Source organism: Bradyrhizobium sp. C-145, assembly GCF_023375135.1.
Classification (GTDB): Bacteria; Pseudomonadota; Alphaproteobacteria; order Rhizobiales; family Xanthobacteraceae; genus Bradyrhizobium; species Bradyrhizobium zhanjiangense.
Map to the genome: position 1 here is coordinate 1,728,410 of NZ_CP088150.1, position 13,764 is coordinate 1,742,173.

General features: G+C 65.6%; 15 protein-coding genes. 6 read left to right on the forward strand and 9 right to left on the reverse strand.

Going from position 1 to position 13,764, the window contains the following annotated elements:
* Positions 1-102: 102 nt before the first annotated feature.
* Entirely contained in the window at positions 103-1,341 is a 1,239-nt protein-coding gene (locus LRP30_RS08090; protein ID WP_249759962.1) for a URC4/urg3 family protein, read from the reverse strand.
* Positions 1,342-1,348: 7 nt separating this feature from the next.
* The gene (locus LRP30_RS08095; RefSeq protein WP_128944765.1) at positions 1,349-2,605 is read right to left on the reverse strand and encodes a GTP cyclohydrolase II; all 1,257 of its coding nucleotides are present in this window, start codon (positions 2,603-2,605) and stop codon (positions 1,349-1,351) included.
* A gap of 382 nt (positions 2,606-2,987) precedes the next feature.
* Here LRP30_RS08095 and LRP30_RS08100 point away from each other — a divergent pair, with 382 nt between their 5' ends.
* Entirely contained in the window at positions 2,988-4,112 is a 1,125-nt protein-coding gene (locus LRP30_RS08100; RefSeq protein ID WP_249759963.1) for a pyridoxal-phosphate dependent enzyme, read from the forward strand.
* 151 nt (positions 4,113-4,263) lie between these two features.
* On the opposite strand, the gene LRP30_RS08105 is transcribed toward LRP30_RS08100, so the two are convergent.
* Entirely contained in the window at positions 4,264-5,079 is an 816-nt protein-coding gene (locus tag LRP30_RS08105) for a DUF2927 domain-containing protein (RefSeq protein ID WP_249759964.1), read from the reverse strand.
* 294 nt (positions 5,080-5,373) lie between these two features.
* Positions 5,374-5,952: a L,D-transpeptidase gene (locus LRP30_RS08110; RefSeq protein ID WP_249759965.1), complete on the reverse strand. Its 579-nt coding sequence runs from the start codon at positions 5,950-5,952 to the stop codon at positions 5,374-5,376.
* A 266-nt stretch (positions 5,953-6,218) separates the two neighbouring features.
* On the opposite strand from LRP30_RS08110, the gene LRP30_RS08115 reads away from it, so the two are divergent.
* Positions 6,219-7,766 (forward strand): acetolactate synthase large subunit, encoded by a 1,548-nt coding sequence (locus LRP30_RS08115; protein WP_128944767.1) that lies wholly within the window; start codon positions 6,219-6,221, stop codon positions 7,764-7,766.
* A 38-nt stretch (positions 7,767-7,804) separates the two neighbouring features.
* Positions 7,805-8,323, forward strand: a complete 519-nt coding sequence (locus LRP30_RS08120) for a hypothetical protein (RefSeq protein ID WP_249759966.1) — start codon at positions 7,805-7,807, stop codon at positions 8,321-8,323.
* Positions 8,324-8,362: 39 nt separating this feature from the next.
* Here the strand turns inward: LRP30_RS08120 and LRP30_RS08125 are convergent, their stop codons facing one another.
* Complete coding sequence (locus tag LRP30_RS08125; protein ID WP_128931657.1) at positions 8,363-8,596, reverse strand: DUF3551 domain-containing protein; 234 nt, start codon at positions 8,594-8,596, stop codon at positions 8,363-8,365.
* Between the two features lie 259 nt (positions 8,597-8,855).
* Here LRP30_RS08125 and LRP30_RS08130 point away from each other — a divergent pair, with 259 nt between their 5' ends.
* From LRP30_RS08130 to greA, 3 genes are all read left to right on the forward strand, one after another.
* Positions 8,856-9,191, forward strand: a complete 336-nt coding sequence (locus LRP30_RS08130; RefSeq protein ID WP_249759967.1) for a hypothetical protein — start codon at positions 8,856-8,858, stop codon at positions 9,189-9,191.
* A gap of 133 nt (positions 9,192-9,324) precedes the next feature.
* Entirely contained in the window at positions 9,325-9,810 is a 486-nt protein-coding gene (locus LRP30_RS08135; protein ID WP_249759968.1) for a hypothetical protein, read from the forward strand.
* Positions 9,811-9,876: 66 nt separating this feature from the next.
* Positions 9,877-10,359: a transcription elongation factor GreA gene (gene greA / locus LRP30_RS08140; RefSeq protein ID WP_249759969.1), complete on the forward strand. Its 483-nt coding sequence runs from the start codon at positions 9,877-9,879 to the stop codon at positions 10,357-10,359.
* Positions 10,360-10,391: 32 nt separating this feature from the next.
* Here greA and LRP30_RS08145 read toward each other — a convergent pair whose 3' ends face one another.
* The 4 genes from LRP30_RS08145 to LRP30_RS08160 form a co-directional block, all read right to left on the reverse strand.
* A complete protein-coding gene (locus LRP30_RS08145; RefSeq protein WP_249759970.1) occupies positions 10,392-11,165 on the reverse strand; it encodes an SDR family NAD(P)-dependent oxidoreductase in 774 nt (257 codons plus the stop codon).
* 45 nt (positions 11,166-11,210) lie between these two features.
* Entirely contained in the window at positions 11,211-11,606 is a 396-nt protein-coding gene (locus LRP30_RS08150; RefSeq protein ID WP_249761726.1) for a cupin domain-containing protein, read from the reverse strand.
* A gap of 121 nt (positions 11,607-11,727) precedes the next feature.
* Entirely contained in the window at positions 11,728-12,504 is a 777-nt protein-coding gene (locus LRP30_RS08155; RefSeq protein WP_249759971.1) for a carboxymuconolactone decarboxylase family protein, read from the reverse strand.
* A complete protein-coding gene (locus tag LRP30_RS08160; RefSeq protein ID WP_249759972.1) occupies positions 12,501-13,709 on the reverse strand; it encodes an arabinose transporter in 1,209 nt (402 codons plus the stop codon). The genes LRP30_RS08155 and LRP30_RS08160 overlap by 4 nt, the downstream gene beginning before the upstream one ends.
* Positions 13,710-13,764: the final 55 nt, after the last annotated feature.

Here is a 13,764-nt window from a genome sequence, read left to right on the forward strand (position 1 = left end):
GGATTCTCGACTGCGGAGACACCCTCTCCCCAGCCCTCCTCCGCAAGCGGGGGAGGGAGCGCACCTGCTTTGTGGCATGCATCGCGCCCGACTGCACCATGCTCAAAAAACCGTGCCGTCGCTGATCACCTTGAGCGGCGGCGAACCGTCGGGCCGGCGCGCAAAGGCGATGGCGCGGCCCGCAGCCCAGGTGCCGCCTTCCAAAATGCTGGCGAGCGGCAATGTCTCTGGTGTGCGGCCGAGCTTGGCGCGGATGCGCTCCGCCAGCCGATCCAGCAACGCCACGGTGAGCGCGCGCCATTCCACGACGAGCAGCGAATCCACCGCATGCGCGCGCGCAGCGTCCGCTGAATCGCGCAGGCGCAGCACCTCATGATCGATGAACAGGCCGCCATTGCGGTATTCGGCCAGCCCCGTCAGGCCGTCGATGTCTGTCACATCGAAGCCTGCACGCTGGAGCGGCTCGATCAGCGAATAGCTCAGCCATTGCGAGAGCTTGTGCAGCGGCACGAGACCGGCGGTCGCGTCGTCCGCCTTGATGGCCGGGTGACGCCAGCAATCGCCGAGCGGAATGCCTGCGAGTTCCAGCCGCGACGGCCAAATCGCTCCGAGCTGGTTCAGCACGGCGGACAAGATGGCAGGTGCGGCAATGGCGCCGCCATTCGCTTGCGCCACGATGTGATCGAACAGGCCGCCAGGCCGCGGCGTATCGCGCAGGCCGAAAACCTCAGCCCGTTCCGCCATCAGCTTGCCGAGACGCCGCAGCAAATCGGTGCGTCCGTCGAGACCGAGCAGCGGATTGGCGTCGGTTACCTGAAAAGCGGATGTGAGAGAGGTGAGGGGTAGTTGCGCAAGCACTTCCGCATCGGCCCTGAACGGCGTGCCGGCATCGCGCGAGAAGAGGCCGCCAGCGAACATGTCGAGGCTTGCGATCGCGAGCCCTTCGGACCGGCCGATGCTTTCTCCTGTCACCGCGTCGCGATATCGCCACATCGCACCCGCGCCGGCATCGAGCAGCACGCTGATGATGGCAAGATCGAACTCCGCGCGCGCCCGCGCCGCGCGGTCCGGCCACAATGCAGCGTCCGCAAGCTCCGCCCAGCGGTCGACGCCGCCAAGTACAAAATGCCGCCAGCGCGCATGGAAGGGAACGTCGAGCGTCGGATAGGCCTTTCGCGTCACCGCCAGCACCGCCTCCGCAACGCCGTCCATGCGGTCGAGATCGATCGTGAAATGGCTCAGCCCGCCGGCCAGGCCGAGCTCGAGCATCTGCGCGGCCCGCGCGCGAACCGCCGCTGCGGTGAGCAGCGCGCGCGCCTCTCGTTCCAAAGCGTCCGCCATCGCGCGATCAGTATTTTTCCAGCGAACGCCCGACCACGTCGTTGACGTCCTTTTCCGGCGCGATGTCGGTCGAGTAATAGCCGGCGGCCTTCTTCGCGGCGATCTCGACATAGGCGTCGGCGGGAATCAGCTCCGGCGGGATCGGCACACGCTCGACGATGTCGATGCCCTGCGAGGTCAGCGCGTCGTATTTCATGTCGCTCATCGACAGGAAGCGGTCGATGCGCGTCAAGCCGAGCCAGTGGATGGTATCCGGCATCAATTGCTGGAAGCGCGCATCCTGGACGCCGGCGACGCATTCGGTGCGCTCGAAATAGGCTGCGGCCGCGTCGCCGTCCTCCTGGCGCTTGCGCGCATTGTAGACCAGGAATTTTGTGACCTCGCCGAGCGCGCGGCCTTCCTTGCGGTTGTAGACGACCAGCCCGAGCCCGCCCTCCTGCGCGCCGCGCGCGGATTCCTCGATGCCGTGGATCAGATAGGGCCGGCAGGTGCAGATGTCGGAGCCGAACACGTCGGAGCCGTTGCACTCGTCATGCACGCGGCAGGTGATCTTGGTGCGATGGTCCGGCAGCTTGCTGACGTCGCCGAACATATAGACGGTGGTGCCGCCGATCGGCGGCAGGAACACCTTCATGTCCGGTCGCGTCACCAGCTCGGGGAACATGCCGGCGGTCTGCTCGAACAGCGTGCGGCGCAGCTCGGTCTCGCTGGTGCCGAAGCGCTGCGCAAGGCCGGGCAGGTGCCAGACCGGATCGATCGCGATCTTGACGACCGACACGCTGCCATTGGCGTGCACGACCTCGCCGTCGGCGCGCAGCCGCTTTGCGGCCAGCGCCTCGCGGATTTCCGGCAGGTCCAGCCGCGCTCGCGTCACCGCGATGCTCGGCCTGATGTCGGCGCCTTCGGCGATCTCCTGGCGAAAATTCTCGGCGACGAGATGCCCCCAGGGATCGAGCGCGACGATTTTCGTGGGATCACTCCATTGCGGGAACGGGCCGATGGTCGCGGCCGGAAACGTGTTGGTGAGGTCAGGACGCCTGATCGGGTCGAGCGCGCCGGCGGACACCGCGAGCGCCCGGTACATCGCGTAGGATCCGCCATGGCTGCCGATCACGTTGCGATCCCCAGCGCGCGACACTGTGCCGATGATCGGCCCTCGTGCGCGCGCGTCGGCGGCGCCCCAATGGATCGGAAAGGCGGCCTTCCGGCCTGGCTCCGGATGGGAGGTCAGGCGGATGTGGTCGGTACGGTTCGCGCGGCTCATGTCCAGGCTCCCAAAAAGCCAACGGCCCGCCGTTCGGACGGGCCTGGCTCGGTCGCGTTGCCAGTCGAGGACACCGGCGACGCGAGCTCAATCCAACATATTGTAGCGGCCGGCGACGACAGACAAGTTAATCGTGCCGGGCGGGCAGGGCCCTTTGTTGCCAAATTCCCGTCGGTCACCGCGCCGGCAGGATCTCCCTTTAGCACCGAGCGCGCGTTGGCCGACCTCGCCGCTCTGCCTCGGCGGCCAGTTTAAGAGATTGAAATATTTCCATTTTTCATGTTTTCAAGGGGGCTGCGTCGTTTCGTGCGACAGGCGTCAGGTTCTCGACAAAACGTGACATCAACCCGATCGTACGAATCGCCTTGTCCAGGAGACTGCCATGCCCGCCAACTATATCGACCCCCGCAACGGACAGCTTTATCCGTTGGATCAGCCGCGCTGGTGCTCGGACGAGCGCACGCCGCTGCTGGTGACGCCGGGCGCCGGTATCTCGCGCGAGGACATCGATGGCCGCACACGATCGCTCTGGCGCTACCGGGCGGCGCTGCCGGTCGAGATCGCAAAGCCGATCACGCTCGGCGAGGGCTGCACGCCATTGGTCCAGCAGGAGTGGGGCGAGCTGCGGCCGTTGTTCAAGCTGGAATGGTTCAACCCGACTGGCAGCTTCAAGGACCGGGGCTCTTCCGTGATGCTGTCCTTCCTGCGCCAGATCGGCGTCAATGCGGTGCTGGAGGACTCCTCCGGCAATGGTGGCTCGTCCATGGCCGGGCTCGGTGCCGCCGGCGGCATGCGGGTAAAGATCCTCGCGCCAGCCTCGACCTCGCCGGCCAAGATCGCGCAGGTCCGCGCCTATGGCGCCGCGGTGCAACTCGTCGAGGGTCCGCGCGAGGAGTCGGAAGCCGAGGCCATTCGCCAGTCGCATCAGACGTTTTACGCCAGCCACAATTGGCAGCCGTTCTTCCTCGAAGGCACCAAGTCGCTCGCCTATGAGATCTGGGAAGACCTCGGCTTCCGCGCGCCCGACAACGTCATCGTCCCGGTCGGCGCCGGCAGCAGCCTGCTCGGTTGCGCCTTCGGCTTCCGCGAGCTGCTGGGGGCCGGCCAGATCGCAAGACTGCCGCGCCTGTTCGCGGCGCAGCCGCTCAATTGCTCGCCGATCGATGCAAGCTTCCAGGCCGGTGTCGATACGCCTGTCGCGCGCGAGGTGCACAAAACTATCGCCGAAGGCACCGCCATCAAGAATCCGTTGCGGCTGCGCGAAATCATCGGCGCCTTGCGCGAGAGCGGCGGCGGCACCGTCGCGCTCAGCGAGGATGAGATCGTCGCCGCCCTGCGGCGTCTCGCGCGGCAAGGCCTGTTCGCCGAGCCGACCAGCGCCAGCGCAGCCGCCGCGCTGGACAAACTCGCAGCCGCTGGTGCGGTCAAGGCAAACGAAACCACGGTCGCCGTCCTCACCGGCACCGGCCTCAAGGCCGCAACCACCGTTGCCGATCTCGTGCAGTAGGGCCCGCTTGTTACCCCGTCATTGCGAGCGCAGCGAAGCAATCCAGACTATCACCGCGGAACGATTCTGGATTGCTTCGCTGCGCTCGCAATGACGAAGGCGGAAGCAACGAGCGCAATCATATGACCGTCATCACAGGATGACGGATCACCTACTCTTTCAGATCATTCACCCGCTTCACCCAGGCGCGCACATCTTTGAGCACGGCGGGCAGCACCGCCTTGACCTCCGCCACCGTCATGCCCGCCTTGATGCGGGGATCGTAGAGCAAATTGAGGATGTACTGGTCGTAGACGTCGAAATAGCCCATCGAGACGTTGTCGTTGAACATGGTCCAGGGCACGCTGGTGGTGTCGTTGATCGGCCCGAGCGATTGCAAGAGCTCCTCATAGGCGCAGTCGAGGAAGACGAAATCGCCGTTGTCGACGGTGAGGATGACGTCGGAATGCTCGATCTCGAAATTGTCGTTCTTGCGGAAGCCGGACAGGCATTGCGGATCGAGCGAGGTGCGGATCTCGCGCGCCTTCTCGGCGCCGTAAAAGCTGGTGAGGGTGCGGTAGAGATCGCGGTCGCGCACGAGCTTGACCCGCACATTCGCCGCCTCGCTGGTCATGGTCATGGCGATGTCGAGATGCTGCACGCGCGTGGCGATGTCGTTCACGACCTTCGCAAGCTGCGTCTTGCGATCGGCGCGATCGCTCTCGGCGTAGACGCGCACCGGCCCATCGAACTTGCGGATGCGGTCGACGCGGCCGGCGAGGTGGTACTCGGCGCCGAACGCCGTCTTGAGAAAGCCCTCGACGATCTCGCCGTCGGTGAAGCTCTTCTTCTCGGAGCGCTGGCGCGAGACGATGGCAGGCAGTTCACCCGCTCGGGCCGTGGTAGCGGTGTCAGGCACCAATGTGAGCGTGGCGAGCGCCAAGAGGGCGATGCGGAAGGCGGGCGCGGTCAGGTTCAATGCGCTCATTGTCGTGCGACGCTGCCGCATTCGCGTCGCGCGCACAAGCCCGCAAATTCACGCGCGTCGCGGGTTCCCGCCGCTCGTCTGCAGCCAAAGAGTACGAACTTCGCAATGCCGAGCTCGGGCCGCGGGCTCGACCTCTCCCGCTTGCGGGAGAGGTCGGCGCGCCCGGGCGATGCGAAGCATCGTCCCGCGCGCCGGGTGAGGGCTCTCTCTCCTCATTGGGTGTCTCACTGCGGAGACACCCTCTCCCCAACCCTCTCCCGCGGGCGGGAGAGGGAGCGCAGCACCGGTCTGGCTCTAATTGTTCAGCACCACTACGGTGGTGCCGACCGCGACGCGGCTGTAGAGGTCGGTGACGTCCTCATTGGTCATGCGGAAGCAGCCCGAGGACACCGCCTGGCCGATCGTCTCCGGCTCGTTGGAGCCGTGGATGCGATAGAGGGTCGGGCCCAGATACATCGCGCGGGCGCCGAGCGGATTGTCGAGGCCGCCCTTCATGTGACGCGGCAGGTCGGGCCGGCGGGCCAGCATCTGCGACGGCGGCGTCCAGGCCGGCCATTCCTTCTTGGCGGTGATCTTGTGCACCCCGCCCCAGCGGAAGCCATCGCGGCCGACGCCGATGCCGTAGCGCAGCGCCTGGCCGTTCTGGAGCACCAGATACAGCCGCCGCTCGCCGGTGTTCACCACGATCGTGCCGGGCGCGTAATTGCCGTTATAGATGACGGTGGTGCGGGGGACGGGATTTGCGCCGGAACGGAAGAAGTTCGGGCCGCCACCCATAATGTCGCGCGTGTCGAACTCTTCGGCGAGCACGCCGCCCGCCATGGCCGACAGCAGTGCGATGGCGGCGATCGGCGCGGCAAAAAACCGGATCATTGTCTCCCCCAGCAAAAAATCGATTCAATGACAGCCACAGGCCATATTTGCGGGCATTCCGCAAGCCACGGCCCCGTGAGGAACACCATGCTTAACGATTGGCGTTACCAAATCGGCAACCACGCCAATTTGCCGAAAAGAATTAGCCAAGCCGGCGCATCGTCACGCGGGGCAGGGCAGCGATGGCGGCTATTGCTTTGACGGAACGCGCGAACAATGATTGATCGAACCGATATCTGGACAATGCCGGTCGTGGGAGCCTTGGAATGAACGGTGCGGAAAGCCTGGTGCGGACAATGGTTAAGGGCGGGGTGGACGTCTGCTTCACCAACCCCGGCACTTCCGAGATGCATTTTGTCGCAGCGCTCGACCGCGTGCCGGGCATGCGTTGCGTGCTCGGCCTGTTCGAAGGCGTGGTGACGGGCGCCGCCGACGGCTATTTCCGCATGAAGGGCACGCCGGCCTCGACGCTGCTGCATCTCGGCCCCGGTCTCGCCAACGGCCTCGCCAATCTGCACAACGCCAAGAAGGCGAATTCCGGCATCGTCAACATCGTCGGCCAGCACGCGGTCTACCACATCGGCTACAACGCGCCGCTGACCTCCGACATCGAGGGCCTGGCCCGGCCGATGTCGTCCTGGGTCCGCACCTCGCCGGATTCCAAATCGGTCGCTGCCGACGGCGCCGCGGCGATTGCCGCCGCCAAAAGCGCGCCGCCGCAGATCGCGACCCTGATCCTGCCCGCCGACACCGCCTGGAATGAGGCCGACGGCGTCGCCGAGGTTCCGGCTGAGCAGCAGCGGGCGAGCTATTCGCCGCAGGCGGTCGAGCAGGCCGCAAAAATCCTGCATCGCGACGGCGAGGGTACGCTGCTGCTGATGACCGGCAGCGCGCTAAGCGCGCAGGGCCTGGCGCTGGCCGAACGGATCGCCGGCAAGACCGGCTGCACGGTGATGGGCCCGACCTTCCGTCCCAAGATGGCGCGCGGCCGCGGCCGTTTCTCGATCGACCGCATCCATTACGTCATCGAGAACGCGCTGCCGATGCTGGCAAAATTCCGTCACATCGTGCTGGTCGAGTCCGACGATCCCGTGGCGTTCTTCGCCTATCCGAACAAGCCGAGCATGCTCAAGCCCCAGGGCTGCGAGGTCCATCGCATGACCTCCTGGGGCGAGAACTCGGTCGCGGCGCTGGAAGCGCTTGCCGGCGCCGTGAAGGCCAGCGCCAAGGACGTCAAGCCGCAGGCGTTGCAGGAACTGGTCAAGCCGACCGGCGCACTCACCTTCGCCTCGATCGCGCAGGCGATCGCCTGCGCGATCCCCGAGAATGCGATCATGGTCGACGAATCCCTCACCACCGGCCGCGGCTTCTTCCCGCCGACTGCGGCGGCGGCCCCGCACGACTGGCTCCAGAACATGGGCGGCTCGATCGGCTTCTCGACGCCGCTGTCGATCGGCGCGGCGATCGCCTGTCCGGATCGCAAGGTGATCACCATGGTCGGCGACGGCAGCGCGATGTACACGATCCAGTCGCTGTGGACGCAGGCGCGCGAGAACCTCAACATCGTCACCATCGTGTTCGCCAACCGCATCTACCAGATCCTGCGCGGCGAGTTCGACAATGTCGGCGCCGGCGAGCCCGGCCAGCGCGCCAACGACATGCTGCGGCTTGATCGCCCGACGCTGGATTTCGTCGCGCTGGCGAAGGGCATGGGCGTGCCCGGCCGCGCCGTCACCAATGCCGACGAGTTCAACAAGGCGCTGGCGGAAGCTGTCGCCGAGCCCGGCCCGCGGCTGATCGAAGTTCAGATGTAAGGCATCAACAGACGGAGCGCCGTGAGCCCGGAGGCACGATGCAGACCGAGCTGAACAAGGTGATCGCGGCGCTCCGGGACTTCTACGCGCAGGAAGCATTCCTGTTCGAGAAGGACGCCGGCGAGCGCGCGATCACGCACCGCTTCGCCGTGCACCTGGAGAAGCAGTTCTCCGGCTGGTCGGTGGACTGCAATTACGATCGGCTCGGCGAGCGCACGCTGCATCTGCCACACGGCACCATCATCTCGACCGACGACCATCTCGGCAAGTCGATCTATCCTGATGTCGCCGTGCACCAGCGCGAGATCCCGAACAATCTGCTCACTGTCGAGATCCGCAAGGCCAGCAATCACACGCCGCTCGAGCACGATCAGCACAAGCTGAGGGCGCTGACCGACGTGCATGTCTGGTTTCCCTATTGGATCGGTTTGCTGCTGGTGCTGGACAGGCAGCACGTGACGATGTCGGAGGTCTATGTCAGCGGCCTCGTCGACGAGGCGCTGTCGCGCTGGTTCGCGACGCGGCTTCAGGAGACCGGCCTCGGAATTCGCGCATAGAGCAGCGCGACGTGCGCGGTGACGCACGCCGCCAGCTCGTCAGTAATGGTACGGCTGCGAGTACGCGTAGCGCGGGTTGATGCCGCAATAGGCCGACGTGCCGGAGGCGGTGGCGGCACATTGCTGATAGCTCGCGAACTGGCAATTGCCGGGATAGCCCCACTGGCGGCCTTGCAGGCAGTATCTGTCGTTTGCGGCCTGGGCCGGCGCCGCCGACAATGACGCTGCGATCAGGGTTGCGAACGATGCAAGCGTGAGGATGGTGCGACGCATTTCAAATCTCCTTCGAGGGTGGTGGAACGGCCTTGCCTTGGCGTTCCCGTGGCCTGTCTGACGCACGGTCATGCTGTGTTGGTGTCCGCGACGCGGGATGCGTTCGAGGTGAGATACATCGTGACGCAGCCGGCGCCGGACAATGTGATCTCCACCACAGTTCGCGCACAGGTTCCCGACCTATTCTCAACGACCTTGCACGCCTCGATCCCGTGGGACTAGGCTTGCCTCATTCGGATCAGGCATTTTGGAGGTTCTGATGCAGAAGTCATATTTGCTGGCAGCGACGGCAGCGCTGGTGCTCACGATGCAAACGCCGCTCGCGCTGGCGCAGAGCGCGCCGGCCGCCGGTGGAGCCGCTGCACCGGCCGCGACAACCGCTGCGCCGGCCGCGACGACGGCACCGGCTGCGACCACCGACACCTCCAGCCAGCCGACCGATTCCAAGAAGAGCGCATCGAAGAAGCCGGCGAAGAAGAAGATGACGCGGCAGCAGGAGATCGATCATTCGATCGACACCGGCACCGTTCCCGCGCGCTACCGCAGTTCGGTGCCCAAACAGTACCAGCAATACATTCCGTTCGATAAGCGGTAGCGGATCGCATGGCGGCGCGACCGGATCAGCGGCTGCGTCGCCGTTGCCCATTGCAGGATGGCCTTGGCCATGGGATCCAACCACATACATTGTGGCGCGCGGTGCTAGATTAGGCTTAAGTCCGGGGGAAGGAATGAGTGACGACGGGAAGGATGCTGGCCTTGTGGCCATGATCACCAGCATCCTTGGAGGCAACAAGCGCGCGGACGTCGTGACGTCGCCGCCGCTCACCGAGGCTCCTCCGACAGCGCCGACGAACGGGTTCGAGGCGGTCGAGCCGTCCAGCACCGATGCGGAGCCGGCGGAGTCTGAGCCGGCCCCCGAAGCCGTACCAGCCGAGACCAAGCCGGTCGCGCCACCTCCGAAAATCGCCACCACACGAGACGGCAAGAAATTGCTGCCTGCGGAAGCGATTGCCGATCTCGTGCTTGGTGAATTGCGCAAGCTGGAGAATTTTCCGGCGACCGGCGTCTCGGTCACGGTCTACGGCTACCGGCACTGGAACGCCATGATCACCTTCGCGCCGTTCTCGACCACGTTCCGGAACGCGACCCGGTTCCGCCAGGCTCTACCGGACCTCGTCTTCAAGCTGCGCCGCTTCGTAGAACTTGAGATATAGTCCGAGTCAATCACCGGCGGCGGAACGCGCTGCCGACAGCCGTGACAGTTCGACAGGATTTTGAAATTGAGCGTCGCCTTTACCAAGGAAGAGAGCGCCGAAACCGCGTCCGAGACGCTGTTGCCGGATCGCCCGATCTCCCCGCATCCAAACCTTGTGACGGAAAAAGGCTTGCAGTTATTGCAGGCTCAGCTTGCCGAGGCGCGCGAGGCCTATGAAGCCGCGCAAGCGATCGAGGATGTCAACGAGAAGCGCCGACAATCGGCGGTGCCCCTGCGCGATGCCCGCTATCTGACGGAACGGCTGCGCACGGCGCAGGTCGCTCCAGATCCGACCTCGACCGATACAGTCACCTTCGGCAGCACGGTGACCTTCAGCCGCGCCGATGGCCGCGTGCAGACCTATCGCATTGTCGGCGAGGACGAAGCCGATCCGAAGGCCGGCTCGATCTCCTTCGTCTCGCCGGTCGCGCGATCGTTGATTGGGAAAGCGGTGGGCGACGTCGTCGGTTCGGGCAACCAGGAGATCGAGATCCTGTCGATCGCGTAGCGAGCGCAATGTTTGTTGGGCTACGGCCAAGACTAGACCTGTGGGAGTTCAACGCCCGTCAGCTTGCCCAGTTTTGCGATGAGGTCCTCCTGAAATCCCGGGTCCGTCGCCTCATCGGCTGGCACCTCCTGCCGCAGGTGATGCCAGTAGCGCCCGCTGACCAGGGCCGCGGAATCCTCGCTCACCGCCAGCCAGGTCTGAGTCCGTTGTCCGGTGTCGAGATCGACCGGGGCGCTCGCGCCACCCATCTTCGTGCGCACCCATCCGGGATCGACGGCGTTGCTGAGGACGTTGGGCCAGCGCCGGGCCAGCGCGAACGCCAGGGCGACCACGTGCAGCTTGCTCTCGGCGTAGGCCTTTGCCGAATTCCAGGCACGGCTGTTCCAGTCGAGGTCATCCAGCGATCCCTCTCCGCCGCGGTGCAGCCCGCTGCTGAGATAGATCAAGCGGCGGGGCCGCTCGATCAGTGCCGTCAGCATGTACGGCGCGAGAGTGTTGATCGCGAGCGTGCTGGCATGGCCTTCCGGAGTCGAGCCGCGGCTCCGCTGTGTGTAGACACCGGCGTTGTGGATGATCGCATCCATGCGGCCGATCGCGTTGACCTGGTCCGCGATGCTCCTCGTCTCAGCGGCACTTCTGAGATCGCCGACCACCATTCCGGCGCCACGCGGCGTGAGCTCGCCAAGCGCCGCGGCACGATCGAATGATCGCGCATGCAGCACCACGCGGTGGCCTTGATCAAGCAGTGATTGTGCTGCCGCCCGGCCGAGGCCGTCCGTGCTGCCCGTGATGAATACGATCGCCATGCGCTGTTCTCCGGATTTCTGGATGCACTCTACAGCGCCTGCGCATCACTTCCGATATTGCTCGTCGCTCACCTTCTCCAGCCAATCCACGTTCTTGCCGCCGGAGTACTCCTGGATTGCGATGTGGGTCATCGCCGTCGTCGGAGAAGCGCCATGCCAGTGCTTCAGTCCGGGCGGGAACCAGACGACGTCGCCGGGGCGGACTTCCTCGATCGGGCCGCCCTCGCGCTGAACCCAGCCGAGCCCGGCCGTGATGATCAGCGTCTGCCCGAGTGGATGCGTGTGCCAGGCGGTGCGGGCACTGGGCTCGAACGTGACTTGGCCGGCCCCAGTGCGAGCCGGATCCTGCGCCTGAAACAGCGGATCGATGCGGACGCTCCCACTGAACCAGTCTTGGGAGCCCTTCTGCGAGGGCCGAGACCCGTTTCTCTTGATGTCGATTTCCATTTGAGCCTCCTTCTGTGCTTCGGACGCGCGCGCCTGCACCCGCTGAATTCCGAGAGTGGCGGCGGCGCTGCCGGCGATGAGTACGTCCCGTCGTGTGATCACGGCATCTCTCCGGTCAGCGCGGACGCTTTTCGATGACGTCCTTGATCACTGGCGCTGCGGAGAATGCGTTGGGCCAGCCGGCGTAGAAGGCGAGATGGCCGAGCACTTCGCCGGCTTCCTCCTGCGTCAACCCATTGTCCATCGCGCGGTTCAGGTGATAGGTGATCTGCGCGACCTGGCCGGTTGCGATGAGAGCGCTCACGGTGACCAGGCTGCGGTCGCGCGGCGCCAGCGCCGGCCTGAGCCAGAGATCCCGGAACAGCACGTCCGTCGTGTATTGGACCAGGCTTGGCGTGATTTGTCCGAACTGCTCTGCAACCCGCGTCGCCCGCTGCTTCTCTGCGGCCTCATCGAGCGGCAGCTGCGGCCCCGAGGCCGCTGGCAGCTGATCGGCCCCGATGTTGCGGCTCCTGAGCACCTGCCTCGCCGCGGGGATCGCATCCATCGCGTTCGCCCAGCCGGTGTAGAAGGCCAGATGCGTGATGATCTCGGATATCTCCGACGGTTTCACGCCATTATCGAGCGCGAGTGCCAAATAGGAGGGCAGCTCGACGGTTTGATCGCGCGCGATCAGCGCGGCGACCGTGACGATGCTGCGATCCCGCCGCGACAGCCCCGGTCGTTTCCAGAGATCGCCGAGAACGAATTTTTGCGCATAGCCTTCGAGGGCGGGAGCAACGGCGCGGACGTCTTCCGGCTTTGGCATTGGATTTACTCCTGCAATGGACGTCTGTCCGGCGGCCGCGCCGGCGAACAGACACAATGAAAGCAAGGTCGCGAGCATCCTCATGACGGGGTTCCTTCCAAGCTTGTCGGGTGCGCCATCAGCCACAGCGCCACCAGCGCGGCGCAGAGCACGGTCACGGCGCTGACGAGAAAGACGCTGTTCAGTCGTGCGCCGGTCGCGATCAATCCGAGTGCCGGACTCGCGAGCCCTTGCGCGAGATCCAGGAACGCGGTGTAGGCGCCCATGGCGAGGCCGCGGCTCTGCATGGGCACGCTGCGCACGGCTTCGACGCCGAAGCCCGGATAGACCAGCGAGAAGCCGAAGCCGGTGAGCGCGGCGCCGGCGAGCGCCATCTCGGGCCGGACCGCAAGCCAGATCAGCGCCTGGCCGGCAGCTTCGATTCCCGCACAGACCAGCGCGACCTTTGCCCCGCCGAGCACGTCGGCTACATGACTGAAGAACACCCGGGCCAGGATGAAGGCGATGGCGTAAGCGGAATAGGCCAGCCATCCGTTGGCCCATCCGCGGTTCGCAAACAACAACGCGGCGAATGTGGTGACAGCGCCGAAGCCGACGCTGCCGAGTGCCGAGCCCAAGCCCGGGAGCCAGACGGCACCGAACACCTCGGCGAAGGAGGTGCGGGTCTGCTGGTGGAGGGGAGGGACCGCGGGGAGCCGGACGACGAGCAGGAGCGTCAGTAATGGCGCGACGACAGTGGCGGTCGCGATCGCAGCGAAACCGTAGGCAGCGTAGAGCACAGATCCCGCGGGCGCGCCGATCGCGAAAGCCGCGAACATCGCCGAGCCGACCCACGCGATGACCTTGCCGGTGCTGCCGGCGTCGGCGAGCGCAAGTCCCCAGCTCACCGCAGCGGTGATGATGAAACTCTCGGCCGCGCCGAGCAGTCCACGGCCGAGCAGCAGTATAGAGACTGACGCCAGCGGGACCTTGGCGAAGCCGAGAGAGGCCAGATAAAGCAGTCCGGAGGCCGCGGCAGCGAGCAGGCCGACGATCACGCCGCGCTTCGCTCCGCGTCGATCCGAGAAGTGGCCAGCCCAGGGCCGCGAGATCAGCGAAGCGGCGAACTGGCTGCCGGCGACCAGGCCGACCACGAAGGTACCCAGGCCCAGCCCATCGTGGACGTGAAGGGGAAGAATTGGCATCGCGACGCCGATGACCAGGAAGGCAACGAACACCACCGCCATGATCGGCATCAGGTTGGCGACGCCGCGCGGCGCAGCGGCCTCTCGAATGGTTGTTACCGACATGCGAGCTCAGAGCTCGTGCTGCGTCGGCGCAGGCGATCGGCGGCTTCCGGGGCGC